Source organism: Flagellimonas alvinocaridis (genome assembly GCF_004916895.1).
Lineage (GTDB): Bacteria > Bacteroidota > Bacteroidia > Flavobacteriales > Flavobacteriaceae > Flagellimonas > Flagellimonas alvinocaridis.
The window spans coordinates 1-14,684 of record NZ_SNTZ01000009.1 but is presented as its reverse complement, the minus strand read 5'-3'; the positions used below and the strand labels follow the sequence as shown (position 1 = coordinate 14,684).

General features: G+C 40.6%; 10 protein-coding genes. 8 read left to right on the top strand and 2 right to left on the bottom strand.

From position 1 onward, the window contains the following. Positions 1-18 precede the first annotated feature (18 nt). Together EZV76_RS13315 and EZV76_RS13310 are read left to right on the top strand one after the other, a co-directional pair. A complete protein-coding gene (locus EZV76_RS13315) occupies positions 19-909 on the top strand; it encodes a PorP/SprF family type IX secretion system membrane protein (RefSeq protein ID WP_136567063.1) in 891 nt (296 codons plus the stop codon). 191 nt (positions 910-1,100) lie between these two features. Continuing rightward, the gene (locus tag EZV76_RS13310; RefSeq protein WP_136567062.1) at positions 1,101-3,311 is read left to right on the top strand and encodes a DUF5916 domain-containing protein; all 2,211 of its coding nucleotides are present in this window, start codon (positions 1,101-1,103) and stop codon (positions 3,309-3,311) included. Here EZV76_RS13310 and EZV76_RS13305 read toward each other — a convergent pair. Next, entirely contained in the window at positions 3,308-3,709 is a 402-nt protein-coding gene (locus EZV76_RS13305; protein ID WP_136567061.1) for a response regulator, read from the bottom strand. The two genes, EZV76_RS13310 and EZV76_RS13305, sit on opposite strands and share 4 nt — an antisense overlap. A gap of 5 nt (positions 3,710-3,714) precedes the next feature. Beyond that, on the bottom strand, positions 3,715-5,904 hold the full coding sequence (locus tag EZV76_RS13300) for a PAS domain-containing sensor histidine kinase (RefSeq protein ID WP_136567060.1): 2,190 nt from the start codon (positions 5,902-5,904) through the stop codon (positions 3,715-3,717). A gap of 200 nt (positions 5,905-6,104) precedes the next feature. On the opposite strand from EZV76_RS13300, the gene EZV76_RS13295 reads away from it, so the two are divergent. The 6 genes from EZV76_RS13295 (at position 6,105) to EZV76_RS13270 (ending at position 14,384) form a co-directional block, all read left to right on the top strand. Then, positions 6,105-7,118, top strand: coding sequence for a glycoside hydrolase family 43 protein (locus EZV76_RS13295; protein ID WP_136567059.1), 1,014 nt, complete (start codon positions 6,105-6,107; stop codon positions 7,116-7,118). A 358-nt stretch (positions 7,119-7,476) separates the two neighbouring features. Further along, positions 7,477-8,847 (top strand): hypothetical protein, encoded by a 1,371-nt coding sequence (locus EZV76_RS13290; protein WP_136567058.1) that lies wholly within the window; start codon positions 7,477-7,479, stop codon positions 8,845-8,847. Between the two features lie 44 nt (positions 8,848-8,891). Further along, positions 8,892-10,133 carry a dipeptidase gene (locus tag EZV76_RS13285; protein WP_136567057.1) on the top strand — a complete coding sequence of 414 codons (1,242 nt, stop codon included), beginning with the start codon at positions 8,892-8,894 and terminating at the stop codon, positions 10,131-10,133. Positions 10,134-10,935: 802 nt separating this feature from the next. Then, a complete protein-coding gene (locus EZV76_RS13280) occupies positions 10,936-12,162 on the top strand; it encodes an SIR2 family protein (protein ID WP_136567056.1) in 1,227 nt (408 codons plus the stop codon). Further along, complete coding sequence (locus tag EZV76_RS13275; protein ID WP_136567055.1) at positions 12,152-14,026, top strand: ATP-binding protein; 1,875 nt, start codon at positions 12,152-12,154, stop codon at positions 14,024-14,026. Before EZV76_RS13280 ends, EZV76_RS13275 begins: the two co-directional genes overlap by 11 nt. Positions 14,027-14,060: 34 nt before the next feature. Next, a complete protein-coding gene (locus tag EZV76_RS13270) occupies positions 14,061-14,384 on the top strand; it encodes a hypothetical protein (RefSeq protein ID WP_136567054.1) in 324 nt (107 codons plus the stop codon). Positions 14,385-14,684: the final 300 nt, after the last annotated feature.

The window sequence follows — 14,684 nt, the reverse complement described above, 5'->3', positions numbered from 1 at the left end:
AAAACACACAATACAGACATGAACCTAATTAATAAATTACAGATACTGTTGGCGGCCATGGCTTTTACCGCAACTGTGAGTGCTCAACAAGACCCCAACTATACCTTTTACCGGTATAACATGAACATATACAATCCGGCTTTTGCCGGGAGCTCCGAGGCTGCCGAATTCTCATTGGGAATTCGGAGCCAGTGGGCAGGTATAGAAGGTGCACCGGAGAGTCAAAGTGCCATCTTTGGTATGCCCGTTGGAAAGAATGTGGGATTGGGAGCATCCATTCTCAATGATCGCACCTTTATCGAACAGCAGACTTGGGTGGCCATAGATATTTCCTATTTCATCCAATTGAATGAAGACCATCGCCTTTATTTTGGCATCAAGGGTAGTGCCAACTCTTATGATGCGAACACCGATGGGTTGATTACCTACGGTGTGGGGCAAGATGGCACGCTCATGAACTATGAAAGTAGGTTTACGCCCAATGTGGGTGCAGGGGCCTACTTGAAACATGATAGATACTTTGTGTCCCTTTCGGCTCCTAAACTCCTTACCCCTGATAGATTACAGGAACGGGATGGAAACGCATATTTAGGCGTTGACCGAATGCACGCCTATCTAAGTGGAGGCTACAGTTTTATCTTGGGCAAAACTTTGGACCTAAAGACCATGGGAATGTTTCGCTATGTGGATGCCTCCCCTATATCTTTGGAACTTACCGGTATCTTGGATTTTGGGGAACGATTTGAATTTGGGGCATCCTATCGCTTTGATGAAAGCGTCAGTGGTTTGTTCCTATTTAACATAAGTAATGGTTTCAACTTGGGGTATGCCTACGAGACTTCCATCCAGAATTCCATTGATGGTTTGGACAACAATACCCATGAACTCTTCATGCGATTACGCATGTAAAATCAAGGTCTATTTGCAATTAAAAAATGCCCCTCTAGCTGTGGGGCATTTTTTATAGATATCCTTACGTTTTCTTATTTAGGCTGAGAGTATCACAACTTAATGCTCAATATCGTAATATCTAACAAGATTTTTCACCGCGGACCCCATCGTTTTTTTTAGCTTTGCCAGCATTCAACCAAATTGCAAAAATGCAGCGCCTTTACGTATCGTTCTTTTTTCTCGTTAGCCTAACGACCTATTCCCAAGATGTAGAAATTTTTAAACCCAATCCCAATAAAAATAAGCTGGAAGCCATGGAGACTTCGGGTCCCATCAATGTGGACGGCATACTGGACGAAGCCGATTGGGCAAAAACAAAGCCCCACCCCAGGTTTACCCAGGTAGACCCTTATCAAGGTGAAGCTCCCAATCACGATACGGAAATCAAGGTACTTTTTGACGAAGACAATTTATATTTCGGGATTTTCTGCAAGGATTCATTGGGAAAAAAGGCCATTCGTGCCACGGATTTCAAACGTGATTTTAATTTTAGGACCCATGATTTGGTAACCCTGTGTTTTGATGGGTTCAATGATGAGCGAAATGCCATGTCCATAGTGGTCAACCCCTATGGTGTGCAACGGGACTACCTATCCTTTGATGCCATGTACTACGATATTGAATGGGATGGTAGATGGACTACCCGGACTACTCGGACAGACAAAGGTTGGATTGCCGAAATTGCCATTCCATGGAAGACCTTAAGATATCCCAAGACCGATGACCCCACTCAAATATGGGGCTTTCAATTGTATCGTAACCGAAGATTGACCAACGAGATTACCGCTTTCTCCCCATTTCCACGTTCGTTCAGTGCGGCGAGAATGGATTATGCAGGAAGGCTTACCAACCTTAAACCACCTCCGCCAACGCCCAATATCCAAGTAAAGCCTTACCTCCTCACCTCCTACAATCGGTATAAGGGAAACAACCCTGATATTGAAGATGAGAATACGGATGTGAAAGCAGGGGGAGAGTTTAAATGGGCCATTGACCCCAACAACGTTTTGGACATTACCGTGAACACCGATTTTGCCCAAGCCGATGTCGACCGACAGGTGAACAATATCAGTCGTTTTTCGGTATTCTTCCCAGAACGGAGACAGTTTTTCCTGGAGAATGCTTCCCTTTTTGGAATCAATGTGGGGCCTGGTGACCGCTCTCAAGGTGGATCCATGGTGGTACAGCCCTTTTTTAGTCGAAGCATTGGTCTTGACAACGAAGGGAACCCACTACCCATTGATGTTGGTGGACGTTTTGTGCATCGTGCATCAAGAAGAAATTATGGTGGTATTTATATTCGCCAAGCAGGAAATTCCACCATATCCGGAACCAATTTTTTGGTGGGAAGATACTCGGAGAATTTTGGAAAACAGAACCGCATCGGGGCATTGGTTACCGCCAAGAATGGCTCGGAGAACACCAACGTTACCGGAACTGTGGATGCTTTTATACGCTTGGGCGAACCACATTCCATCAACGCCCTTTTGAGCTACTCGGGCAACACTGAAATAGGTGGCGGCGGTTTCTCCGGAATTGCTCAATATTATTACACTTCCAACAAATGGAAAGCATGGTGGACCCAATCCGTGATCACTAAAGATTTCAATCCAGAAATGGGATTTGTTTCCCGAAGTGATGTGATAGGGACCACACCCGGAGTCACTCGGTTCTTTCGAGGGGAAAAGATGCCTTTTAAGAAATGGTTACGTGCCTATGAACCCAGTGTGCATGCCCAGTTTTATCATCAAGCTTCCACAGGAAAATTGATTGAGCGCCAGTTAACGGGAAATCCCTTGTACCTCAACCTCCAAAATGGCGGGAATTTTGGCTATGAGATTACCAGTTTTTTCCAAAATCTGACCGAAACCTTTACGCCTCTGGGCCTTTCCGTTCCCATTGGCGAGTATGATTATGTGCAACATTCCGTTTTTGGGAACAGCGACCCTTCAAAAAAACTCAATTTTGGAGGAGAAGTACAGTGGGGAAGCTACTTTGATGGAGATTTGACCTCGTACAATGCGCAGGTAGGATACTCTCCCCTTCCCCATATTTCCTTGGGTGGGAGTTTTAATAGAATTGAGTTTGATGCTGTAGGGACAGGAAATATCAGCAAAAAAGTAGACCTGTTCAGCTTGGAGTCCCGCTTGGCCCTGAACCCTAGGGTCCAACTTTCTGGGTTCCTTCAAAAGAACACGGAAAACGACCTCACCAACATCAATGTCCGTTTTTCATGGGAATACAGCCCACTGTCCTTTGTGTATTTGGTGTTCAATGATCGGGACTTCAATGAGACCCTTTATGGCAATCAAACCGAACAACAGGCCATTGTAAAAATCAACTTCTTGAAACAATTCTAGTCTTTCCCTACTAAGATTTGCTTCAATTCTTGTTCATTAACGGGTTTAATGATATAATTGCCCACTACCTCATACTTCTTGGCGCGCTCTTGGTCTAATGGATGAATGGATGAGCTGACCACATAAATAGTGACCCTTTCCCTATTATGGTGGGGTATTTTAACAAAATCATCCAAAAAGCCCCAACCGTCTTTGATAGGCATGTTCAAATCCAAAAAAATGACCAAAGGCAACGGTTTCCCTGCTCCTAACCTATCCAAAAGACCATCTATGGCCTCTTGGCCGTTTTGGAACACCAACACCTCATCGGAAAAGTCCAGCCTTTTCATGAGGATCTTCATCCCAAATAAGTGTATGGGGTCGTCATCCACAATACAAGCACTTTGCAACTGACTCATTGGTTTTACGCTTTTAATAGTTTTACCCTGAACTTTGTTCCTATGTTGATTTCACTTTCAACCTCTATACGTCCACCCATGGACTCTATTTGGTTTTTGGTGATGAATAGTCCAATACCCCGGGCATCTTTGTTGCCATGAAAGGTTTTGTACATTCCAAATAACTTCTGGCCGTACCTCTCTAGGTCGATTCCAAGTCCATTATCCTCTACTATCAATTCAATGTACTGTCCTTCAGCGTTGGCATAAATGGTAAGTGTACATTCCTTTTTATGGTCACGGTACTTGATGGCATTGGTCACTAGATTCAGGATGATACTTTCCATATAGGCCGCGACTCCTTTAATGTTCATTTCATTAGGAACATCTACCCTAACCTGGATATTGTTCTCATTGATCAAGGCATGTACATCCATTAAAATCTTATCCACGGTTTTTCGTAGAGGGACCACTTTCAATTTCTTTTCCGTTTCCAGTTTCACCTGTACCACTTCGTTAAGATGCGCAATGGTCTCATTAAGTCCGTGGGAAGCCCTGCCCAGCATTGTCAACGTATCTTTGCGTTCTTCCTTGGCCAATGTTTCATCCAAAAGAAACTCACTGATCATGGTAAGGTTGGCCGCGTGGGAACGCAAATTATGCGAAACAATATGCGCAAAATTGAGAAGGCTGTTATTTTGGTTGGTGGTCAACTGCAACAAGCCTTTTAATTTCTTTTCTGCAGTAATTCTGGATGAGATGTCCACGATTTGCGATATAAAATGGGATATTTCCCCATCTATTTTCTTTACCGAAGTCACAGTTAAAAGCACATACACCAATTGTCCTTTTTTATCAAAATAGCGTTTCTCAATTTGATATGTGGATCGTTTCCCTTCCACAACTTCGCGAAGCAAGGCCAGATCTATTTCCAGATCATCAGGATGGGTAATGTCCTGAAAGGTCAATTTAAGCAATTCCGAATTGGTATAGCCCAAACTATGGCAAAAGCTTTGGTTCACCTGAATGAACCTACCATCCATACCCACCAATGCCATCCCCACCGAAGAGTTCTCAAAAGCTCCTTGGAGCGACTCTTCACTGGTGACCAACTGCAATTGGGCAGTCTTTAACTCGGTAATATCCGTGTTGGCCCCGATCATTCTTAAAGCGGCACCTTTTTCATCTCTTATCACTGTGGCCTCCGCCTTTATCCATCGGACCTCGTCATTGGGCCATCTTACCCTAAACGTAGTGTTGAATTCCCTTTTTCCTTCGATGGCATCCTGTACCGCATTGGAGGTCCTTTCCGAGTCTTCCGGAAGCACACAAGCTTGCCATGCTTCATATACTCCCTCAAAATTGGATGCTTCAATACCATAGAGCATATACATGTTCGGATCCCAGAATATTTCATTGTTCTGAACATCGTATTCCCAAATCCCTATTCCCGATGCCTTTGTAGCCAACGCCAATCTTTTACTGATATTCTTGTGTTCAATCTCAGCTTTCTTGCGCCTTTCAATATCCTGAAAAGTTCCAGTTATTCGAACACATTTGCCATCGATCATTTCAGGTTCACCTATGGCCCTTACCCAAAGATTTTTTCCTTTTGCCGTTACAATTTGCAACTCTGTATCCCAAGGTGTTCCGTATTCAATGCCTTCCTTCACCAATCTTGTGATGGTTTCTCTACTATGCCCCTCCTTATAAAATAAGATACCCTCTTCTAGATTTGGGACATAATCATTCGACACTTCATGTATTTCTCGTGTAATGTTGGACCAGTATATGGTATTCATCAATAGGTCCACTTCCCATCCACCAATTCTGGCTACCTCTTGGGATTTTTTCAAGTGGGCCTCATCCAACTTTTTTTCGGTAACATCTTCCAAAACCAAGATCACTCCGCTTACCTCTTCATCGTCGTCTTTTACAGAATCTATCTTCCATTCGTACCATACACTGTCACCATTTTCTAAAATCACCCTCATGCTATCTGTTCTAAAACTGACACCTTCCAAGCAATAATCGATGTCCAGTTTTAGCTCTTCGGGCAATTTTGGCATGGATTCAAAAAAGGGTTTTCCCAAAGTATTTCGTGATAGTCCAAAATGGTTGAGCCATCGATCTGAAAAATCCACAAAAGTCAATTGGGCATCCAATAACGCTATTGGTACGGGGGTTCTTTGAAATAGAGATTGGTCAATCGTCATGTAGCACGCTGGGTTATTAAACTAAATTTAGGAAAAATGTCGCTAATAGTTTGTCATGATTACCTACAATAACGATAAAAAAAACTGTGTTAGTATTCAAAAACAATGTCAATCCCTTACTGTTCCAAAAAAATATCTACCCATGGGTCCGAATCCATTTTTAATGTCTATACTTGATTTATCAAAATTCATATAAGGATATGAAAATCAAAGGTTATTTTTTGGTGATTTGTTCATTGTTTGGGGTATGCATATTGGCCCAAGATTCCAAAGAAGAACAAAACAATCCCGTTTTTGACGGATGGTATGCTGATCCTGAGGGAGTTGTATTTGGGGATACCTATTGGGTCTACCCTACTTTTTCGGATGATTATGACAAACAATTGCACTTTGATGCATTTTCATCCAAAGACTTGGTTACTTGGGAAAAGCATGAAAGTATTCTGGACACCACCAAAATCAAATGGTTAAGACAAGCACTTTGGGCACCTTCCATCATTGGGAAGGAGAACAAATACTATCTGTTTTTTGGAGCGAATGATATTCAAAGACCGGGCAGGGATTCCTATGATCCAAATAACGATATCAACCATTTTGGAGGTATTGGAGTGGCTGTGTCCGATAGTCCCAGTGGGCCTTTTGAAGATTATTTGGGCAAACCCTTGGTTTCCGATTTTTACAATGATGCACAACCCATTGACCAATTTGTTTTTAAGGATGTCGACGGCACCTTCTATTTCTTTTATGGAGGCTGGAGCCATTGCAACCTTGGAAGGCTCAACTCAGATTTTACGGGTTTTCTTCCATGGGAAGATGGCCAAACGTTCAAAGAGATAACCCCAGAAGGTTACGTGGAGGGCCCCTTCATGTTCTTGCGCAACGGAATCTATTATTTTATGTGGTCTGAAGGTGGTTGGACCAATGGAAGTTATAAAGTGGCCTATGCCATGTCTGATAAGGCTACCGGACCCTATACACGCATCGGTACCATTTTGGAATCCAAAGAAGGGGACATCGCAACAGGAGCCGGGCATCACTCCGTGATAAACAAACCAGGAACCGATGAATGGATTATCGTATACCACAGAAGGCCCATTCCCAATTTAGATCGTGACCATCGAGTTACCTGCATGGATAAAATGGAATTCAATGCCGATGGCACCATCAAACCTGTAAAGATGACTTTTGAGGGAGTCTCCAATGTACCAAGGTAAATGTCATGCCCCACGCACGTGCCCAAAACCATTGAGAAATATCGACCTCGCCCTACAATGGGCCCAAAAATCCTATCAAGACTATGGGGATAAAATGGCCCGTGACTATGCTAAAGTCCTATTGAGAAGAAAGCGATGGGAACAATAACTTTTGAACTCATTACATTGAAGTATTGCACATATGGCATTGCCAAAAGCTTTCGTATTTGATATATTTCAACTAATAGACACTTAAACACAAGGAATTATAACAAACAATTTGTTTCTTTTCTAAAGGGTTACCATGAATTATAAGTAAATTGTAGGCAATGATGGAATGCTATATCCACTCCTTTGAATTTACAAGATTATCCTAACCATGAAAGTAAAGAGACAGCTCGAAATTAAAGACGGGGCGGCTGATTCATGCCCAACCACGAAAACCACCACAACCGAAACGCATTTTACACGTCGCGAAGCATTGGGAATGACCGGGATGGCCGGTTTAGCAGCACTAATGGGATTGACTTCCAGTGCCATTCCAATGCAGCCACAAAAAAAGGTACGTATTGCATGTCTTACCACCTATTGGGCTGCGACCCGATCGCATGCAGATTGGATTTTTACCAAGTTGTTGGATGGCTATTGGTGGCAAGGTGCCTATATGGAGTCGCGCGTGGAGGTGGTTTCCGTTTACATCCACCAACTCAAGGAAAGTGGCCTGGGCCAGAAAATATGCAAAGCCAAGGGCATTCCCATTTTTGATACCGTTGGCGAAGCTGTTACCCTTGGTGGTGATGAACTTGCGGTGGACGGTGTGGTCATCGTTGGGGAACATGGAAACTATCCTACGGACCTTAAAGGCCATTGGCTTTTACCCCGATGGTGGATCTATAATCAAGTTGTTCGGGTTTTTGAGCGGAGTAATCGCTCTGTTCCCGTTTTCAATGACAAGCACCTTTCCTATAATTGGGACGAGGCCAAGTGGATGTTCGACAAATCCCGCGAGTTGAACTTTCCACTCACCGGAGGTTCTTCCATCCCCATTTACTATCGGAAACCTGAAAGGGAACTTGCCGTAGACACTCCCATAAAACATTCGATCGTACTTGGTGGAACTTCAGATGAAGGTGCCATTTTCCATGCCATTGATGTACTCCAAGCCTTTGTGGAACGCCGTAAGGGAGGAGAGACAGGTGTAAAGTCCGTTCAATCCATACGCGGTCCAGAAACCTGGAAATGGGTGGAAAATACCCCATGGGCCAGCAAACTACTGGGTTCCGTGGAGAAGAAATTTGAATTGGAAGCCGGACATTTTCAACAGCACCCCCAAACCAATATGTGCCTGATAGAATATAATGATGGTACCATGGCCGCTGTTATTGGTGGTCGAGGTGTGGGATGGACCTATGCCGGTGAAATTGAAGGACAAACCGATCCCACTATCATCTCCATGTTGGGCTGGGCAGGCCCTTTTGACCAATATCATGCCTCCAATGCTCAACCGCACTGGATTACCGAGATGATGGTAACCAAAAAAGAGCCATTCAATGCAGAACGACTATTGTTATCCACCGGCATTGTAAACCATTATATGGAGTCCAATTGGGAGAATAGCCAATATTCCCCAGTAGGTCGCCGTATTGAAACCCCAGTACTCAATATGAAATACCACACTACTCGGGGAGCGCAATTCAATACGGGCGAGCGGCCACCAAGCAGGCCCTACATAAGAGGCTTTAGCGAATAGTGCAAGACTCAATAATGATTATTTGATACCAAAGTAATACACATATGCAACGAAGAGAACTAGTAAAGAGTTTATCCATGCTCCCCTTGGCAGGTAGTGTTTTTCCCCTAACATCCTTATTGTCCACTTCTGTAGCTGGGAGCAAATTACCTTTGAATTTTGACCAACAAAAAATGCCCGAGTTACATCGGAATGCTTTTGTGATGGACGGACACACCCATGTCATGACCCGTGAACTGCTGATGGGAACCGACATCGGTCAGCGTTATGCTGATGGTACTGTGGACCTTCCAAGAGCCAAAGAAGGTGGCCTTGATGCCATGTTCTTCTCCGTATATACCCCGGAACATTATTATCCAGGAAGGCTGGAGACCAAAAACACCTTCCGTGTGATCAATCTTGCATTGGAGCAGATTGAAAAGAACAACGATGTCATCGAGTTGGCACTCAATGCTTACGATATAGAACGCATCAACAAAAAAGGGAAAATGGCTGCCTTTCTGGATTTGGAAGGTGGTTACGACCTTGATGGGGATATTTTGTTGCTCCAGGCGCTCCATCGTTTGGGGCTTAGGTCCATGCAATTGACGGCACATAATACGACCAATGCCTTCATCGACACATGTAATGATGTGAGCCGTTGGGGCGGAATCAACAATCTTGGGAAAGAAGTCATTGCTGAAATGAACAGGCTTGGCATGGTCATCAATGTTGCCCATGCCTCCAATGATGCCATCCTGCAGACGGTTGAGACCAGTAAACATCCAGTGACCTATAGCCACGGTGGATTCTATAGTATTGTGAACCACCCACGCTGTATTACGGATGAGGCAGCTAAAGCGGTCGCGGCAAAAGGAGGTGTGATCGGGATTCACTTTGGTAGTCTTTTCAACAATCCAAAATATTTTGGCTGGCAACAAAAGGCCGCAAACGAGACCACTCCGTCTTCGGTACAGAATTTTGCAAAAACCCTTGAGGAAGCAGATAGGGAGGTAGCCAAAGAAGTTCCGTTAAATTTCAAGGGAACCATTCCTGATGAGTACTGGATGCATGTGGACCAACTGGCCAAGGTTATTGATTATGGTGTGAACTTGATTGGCGAAGACCATATGGCCATAGGTTCCGATTTGGATGGTGGCCCAGAACTCCCCCGCGAAATCAAGGATATCAGTGACTTTCCCCAAATCACTATGGCAATGCAAAGGTTGGGCTATAGTGACGAACGAATCAAGAAAATCCTTGGTCTCAACTGGCTACGTGTGATTCGAGAAGTAACCGGAGGTTAGAGGAAAGAGCGGAAAATCAAAATCGTACAAAACAAAAAAGCAAGCTAAAAGCTTGCTTTTTTTATCAGTGATCGCGGAAGGACCACTGTATACTTTATATCTATTTGATATCCAAAAAGTTGTGTCGATTTATTTTATGGATGCACACCGAATTGTACACTGGTTCTAGGGAACATCCTAAGAATTTTTAATTGGTAACAAATATCGGCAAATAATATCAAATAAAAAAACTGCTCAATAAATAAGTTGGTTTATTCAATATTGACCGGTGCCCTAAGGATGACTGGATGTGGAGCAAATTTATATTCAGTTGAATTCCAGTCATTTAAATTATAATTATTGCCAATAGGTCTCCTTTTTGGTCTCTTTATCGGGCACGTTTTTGCCTCCGTAGGTACAAAATTAACAAATGGCACTGTATGTTGGAATATGACATCAAAATTTAAAACCGGAAATGGAATAATTACAATCAAAACATTCTTTTGGAATTCATTAGAAAGGAATTATGATTTTGTTGTACATACAATTTCGGCTCCATCTTATGTCAACACAGATATTAAACCCTTTTTTTATGGGAAATACACAATTTATTTAAGGTTTTGCCGCAATAATATTACATCAAAGAATCTTATCTTAGAATCCCAAGATATTTTGTCTTAAAACTCCCCTTATTTACAAATAACCTAAATTCAAGGTTATAGGCTAACCTTATTTTTTGCTATATGACTAATATTTGCAAGCAACACTAAAGGACTGAGAAATCAGAAAGGTTAGTATAACCCTTTATTTTGAACAAAGTAAAATGAGAATCGAAGTTTTAAAAAACACATTTGAATCGTGCAATATTAATTTCTTAGTTGGTTCAGGTTTATCCAAGCCATATTTAATTACTCTTGGCAACATCGAAACACTTCTAGAAGAATTGGAATACTTTGAAGAAATTGATGAGATAGCGAGATATATTATTAGGGCTTCAATTTACAAAAGGTATTTTAATGAAGTAATGGCAAAAAACCTGGATACATATAAATTTAAAAAGAGCCCGGATGTTGATGAAGAAAAAGACTATAGCAAAGTGTCGTCAAATTATAAATATTTTTTGCAGCTCATCAATACTATAATGCTTTACCGTTATATTCCTATTCATAACAAACAGATTAATATTTTTACCACAAATATTGATTTGTTCTTCGAAAAGGCCCTGGAAGAAACAAAACTCGAATTTAATGATGGCTTTAAGGGTAGAATTAATCCTATTTTCAACTTAAGTAATTTTCAAAAGTCATACCGCAAAACGAGTTTACATTATAAAAATACATCTGAAATTCCCGTTTTTAATCTCTTGAAACTACATGGTTCGATGAATTGGACCGAATGGTCCAACCAAATAGTTCTTTCCTCATTCAAAGAATTTGAGTCCATTTCTAATGCAATTGATGTAATTCCAAATACTTCCCTTTTGTCTATAAATGACAAAAGCGAATTAAAACAGTTGGTTGAAGAGGCCTCTAAAATAGTTGGAAGCTTAAAGGGTAAGGAAAAGACTGAATTAAAAGAAAGTTGCCTGAATTTTTTTCTTGAATATAGTAAGCTTCAAATCGTTAACCCAACGAAGGAAAAGTTCAAAACGACATTGCTCAATACCAATTACTATGAATTATTAAGACTGTTTGCAAATGAAATGGAAAAAGAAAATACACTACTGTTTGCATTGGGATTTTCATTTGCGGATGAGCATGTTAGGGAAATTACTATTCGAGCTGTCAATTCGAACCCTACTCTGCAACTGTATGTAATAGCATTTGATGAGAATGCAAAAAAAGATATAGAACGTGCATTAGGCTTTGCCGACAATCGAATATTGAATGGTAATGTTCAAGTTATTCACCCCGAAAGTTACTGTGCAATTAACAAAGAGGAAGAAGGGCTTACCCCTTTTGAATGTTTTTCTTTTGAAAACATAAATAATCAATTGTTTCAAATAATTTCCAACAAAATAAATCCATCAATTAAAACATATGGGCAATAATACCACCCAGTCTGATCAAGTAATCTTAAAAGATTCCATTTTCAGGATTGGAAAGGTGTTCTCTGTTGAAGGGAGGCAGGTGAAAATTAGTGTTGATAAACAAAAAAATGCATCTCATCTTTTATACAAAGGAGAGCTTCTTAAAAATGTAAGTGTCGGCGGATACATAAAAGTAATTAAAGGGTTTACCTCAATTATTGCAAAAGTTGAAAGTGAACAGGTCAAGGAAGACCTATCATTCGATGGAAGATACAATAAGGAGGAAAATAAAATAAATAGAATTTTAAATGTTAAGCTACTTGGGTTTATTCAGAGTAATAAGTTTGAAAGGGGAATCAAAGAACTACCCCTTATTGATAACGAGTGTTTTCTTCTTGACAAAGATGAAATCGAACAAGTGCATGATTTTGTCAAGAAAGATGATGTCCCGCTAAGATTGGGAAGTTTGGCAGAGGAAAGCGGGCAACCAATAAAAATTGGGGTTAATGGTCTTTTCGCCAGTCATGTTGGCGTTTTTGGTAATACTGGAAGCGGAAAATCCTATACCTTGGCCAAACTATACAGAACACTCTTCGAAGAATTTAGGAATGATGATAAGTTTAGAAAAAACGCAAGATTTTTACTTTTCGATTTCAATGGTGAGTACAATCTCGATGATACCATAATAACTGATAAGAATGTAATTAATCTATCAACCAAAACACAAGAGGGAAAGGAAAAACTCATCTTTAACGAGTCAGATTTATTGGATATCGAGCTTTTTTCAATTATGTCCAATGCGTCAGAAAAAACGCAGAGACCATTTCTTTCACGGACCTTAAACTTTTACAGTACAGTATCGAATTCGGATAATCCTCTTGGATTTTTCAAAAACATGCTTCGTAAAAGAATCTCGGATGTCCTTAAAATGTCAGATAAGGTCAGGGCATTTTTATTGTTGGATTATTTAAAGGCCGTGCTGCCCCCAGCATATGATATGAATGGAATTGAAATAGACTTGGCTGAGGAGTTGGATTATCACAACAATTCAAATGAATTTATATGGAACGGTTTTTATCTGAGACAGAATCCAAATCAAATTATGAACACTGCTCTATACAAACAGGTTGATGAATATACATTCAGTGATAATTTTATTTCTAGAATAATAGACTTTCTCTATTTACAACTTATTTACGACGTAATCAGCAATCGTGCACAAAATGAACATATTTCTCCAGCAATCAATAAATTAAAAAGTTTTCAAAGGGATATTGGTAAAGTACTTGAAATTAAAAAAGATGGACAAAGCGATTTTTGGAATGGGAACTATTTTTCAGTCATCAACCTTAATGAGGCAAATATCAATATGAAAAAGTTAATTCCTTTATTGGTTTCTTTTAAGTTATATTCTGAACACAAGAAAAAAAAAATAGACCAAACAGAGCATTCGTTGAATATCATTATAGATGAGGCCCACAATATTTTGTCCTATTCATCACAACGTGAAAGTGAAAATTGGAAGGATTATCGCTTAGAAACCTTTGAGGAAATTATTAAAGAAGGAAGAAAATTTGGAGTTTTCCTAACAATTGCGAGTCAACGTCCATCTGATATCTCTTCAACCATCATTTCCCAGTTGCACAATTATTTTTTACATCGGCTAATCAACAATAAGGATATCGATGCAATCGAAAGAACTATCTCCTACTTAGACAAGGTGTCCTTTGATTCTTTACCGTTGCTGCCTACAGGAGTATGCATTCTAGCAGGTTTAATGGCCCAAGTACCGGTAGTTGTCAAAATAGATGAGATGGAGAAAAAACATGAACCAAATAATAAGACAATTGATTTAGTCAATAATTGGAGGGACAAGGTTCAATAACTTAAGTAAGATTTTCATTCAAAATATTTCATTAATGATTGAATTTGAAAAAGGTGATATAGAGACTTTGGATTTTATGGTGGCAACCATGGTTCAAAAAAAAAGTGTTAATGGCCAAGACCTAATCGATGAAGGATATATAAAAACAGAATCATCAGAGGGATTTGAATTTAATGTTAGGGCCGATGATAGAAGAGCTGATGAGTTTGTTAGATATCTGTCCATTTTGGATAAATACGAAGTTTGCGATTGCTTTTACGGCGAAGATTCAGAATTTGGCAGGAAAAATGAAAATACATTAAGATTTCATCTGGGAGGCGGATTCAAGGCATTGTATTCAGAATTAACTAGTCAATAGAAACAAAAAATGTTGGAAAATCGAAAGATTGAGGTTGATCTGGAATTAGCTCAAAAAATGTTAAAGGAATATCCCAAGACTAAATGGTTTGCTCGAATTGGTTTTATTATTGGAATAGTATTGGTCATTCTATGGAAACGCCGGACATAGTGTACCACCCTCGCCGGGTTAAAGTGACCATAGCTGGCCGGACGAAAGTGACCCACCCGCGCCGGGCCAAAGTGGACCACCTTTAGATTAGATCTATCTGTAAAAAGTCTAAGTGCTTTTTTTGTTAAAAAGCACCATGGCGAACAAGCA

Coding starts and splice junctions, on each gene's coding strand:
- EZV76_RS13315 (WP_136567063.1), top strand. CDS start 19: ATGAACCTAATTAATAAATTACAGATACTGTTGGCGGCCATGGCTTTT.
- EZV76_RS13310 (WP_136567062.1), top strand. CDS start 1,101: ATGCAGCGCCTTTACGTATCGTTCTTTTTTCTCGTTAGCCTAACGACC.
- EZV76_RS13305 (WP_136567061.1), bottom strand. CDS start 3,709: ATGAGTCAGTTGCAAAGTGCTTGTATTGTGGATGACGACCCCATACAC.
- EZV76_RS13300 (WP_136567060.1), bottom strand. CDS start 5,904: ATGACGATTGACCAATCTCTATTTCAAAGAACCCCCGTACCAATAGCG.
- EZV76_RS13295 (WP_136567059.1), top strand. CDS start 6,105: ATGAAAATCAAAGGTTATTTTTTGGTGATTTGTTCATTGTTTGGGGTA.
- EZV76_RS13290 (WP_136567058.1), top strand. CDS start 7,477: ATGAAAGTAAAGAGACAGCTCGAAATTAAAGACGGGGCGGCTGATTCA.
- EZV76_RS13285 (WP_136567057.1), top strand. CDS start 8,892: ATGCAACGAAGAGAACTAGTAAAGAGTTTATCCATGCTCCCCTTGGCA.
- EZV76_RS13280 (WP_136567056.1), top strand. CDS start 10,936: ATGAGAATCGAAGTTTTAAAAAACACATTTGAATCGTGCAATATTAAT.
- EZV76_RS13275 (WP_136567055.1), top strand. CDS start 12,152: ATGGGCAATAATACCACCCAGTCTGATCAAGTAATCTTAAAAGATTCC.
- EZV76_RS13270 (WP_136567054.1), top strand. CDS start 14,061: ATGATTGAATTTGAAAAAGGTGATATAGAGACTTTGGATTTTATGGTG.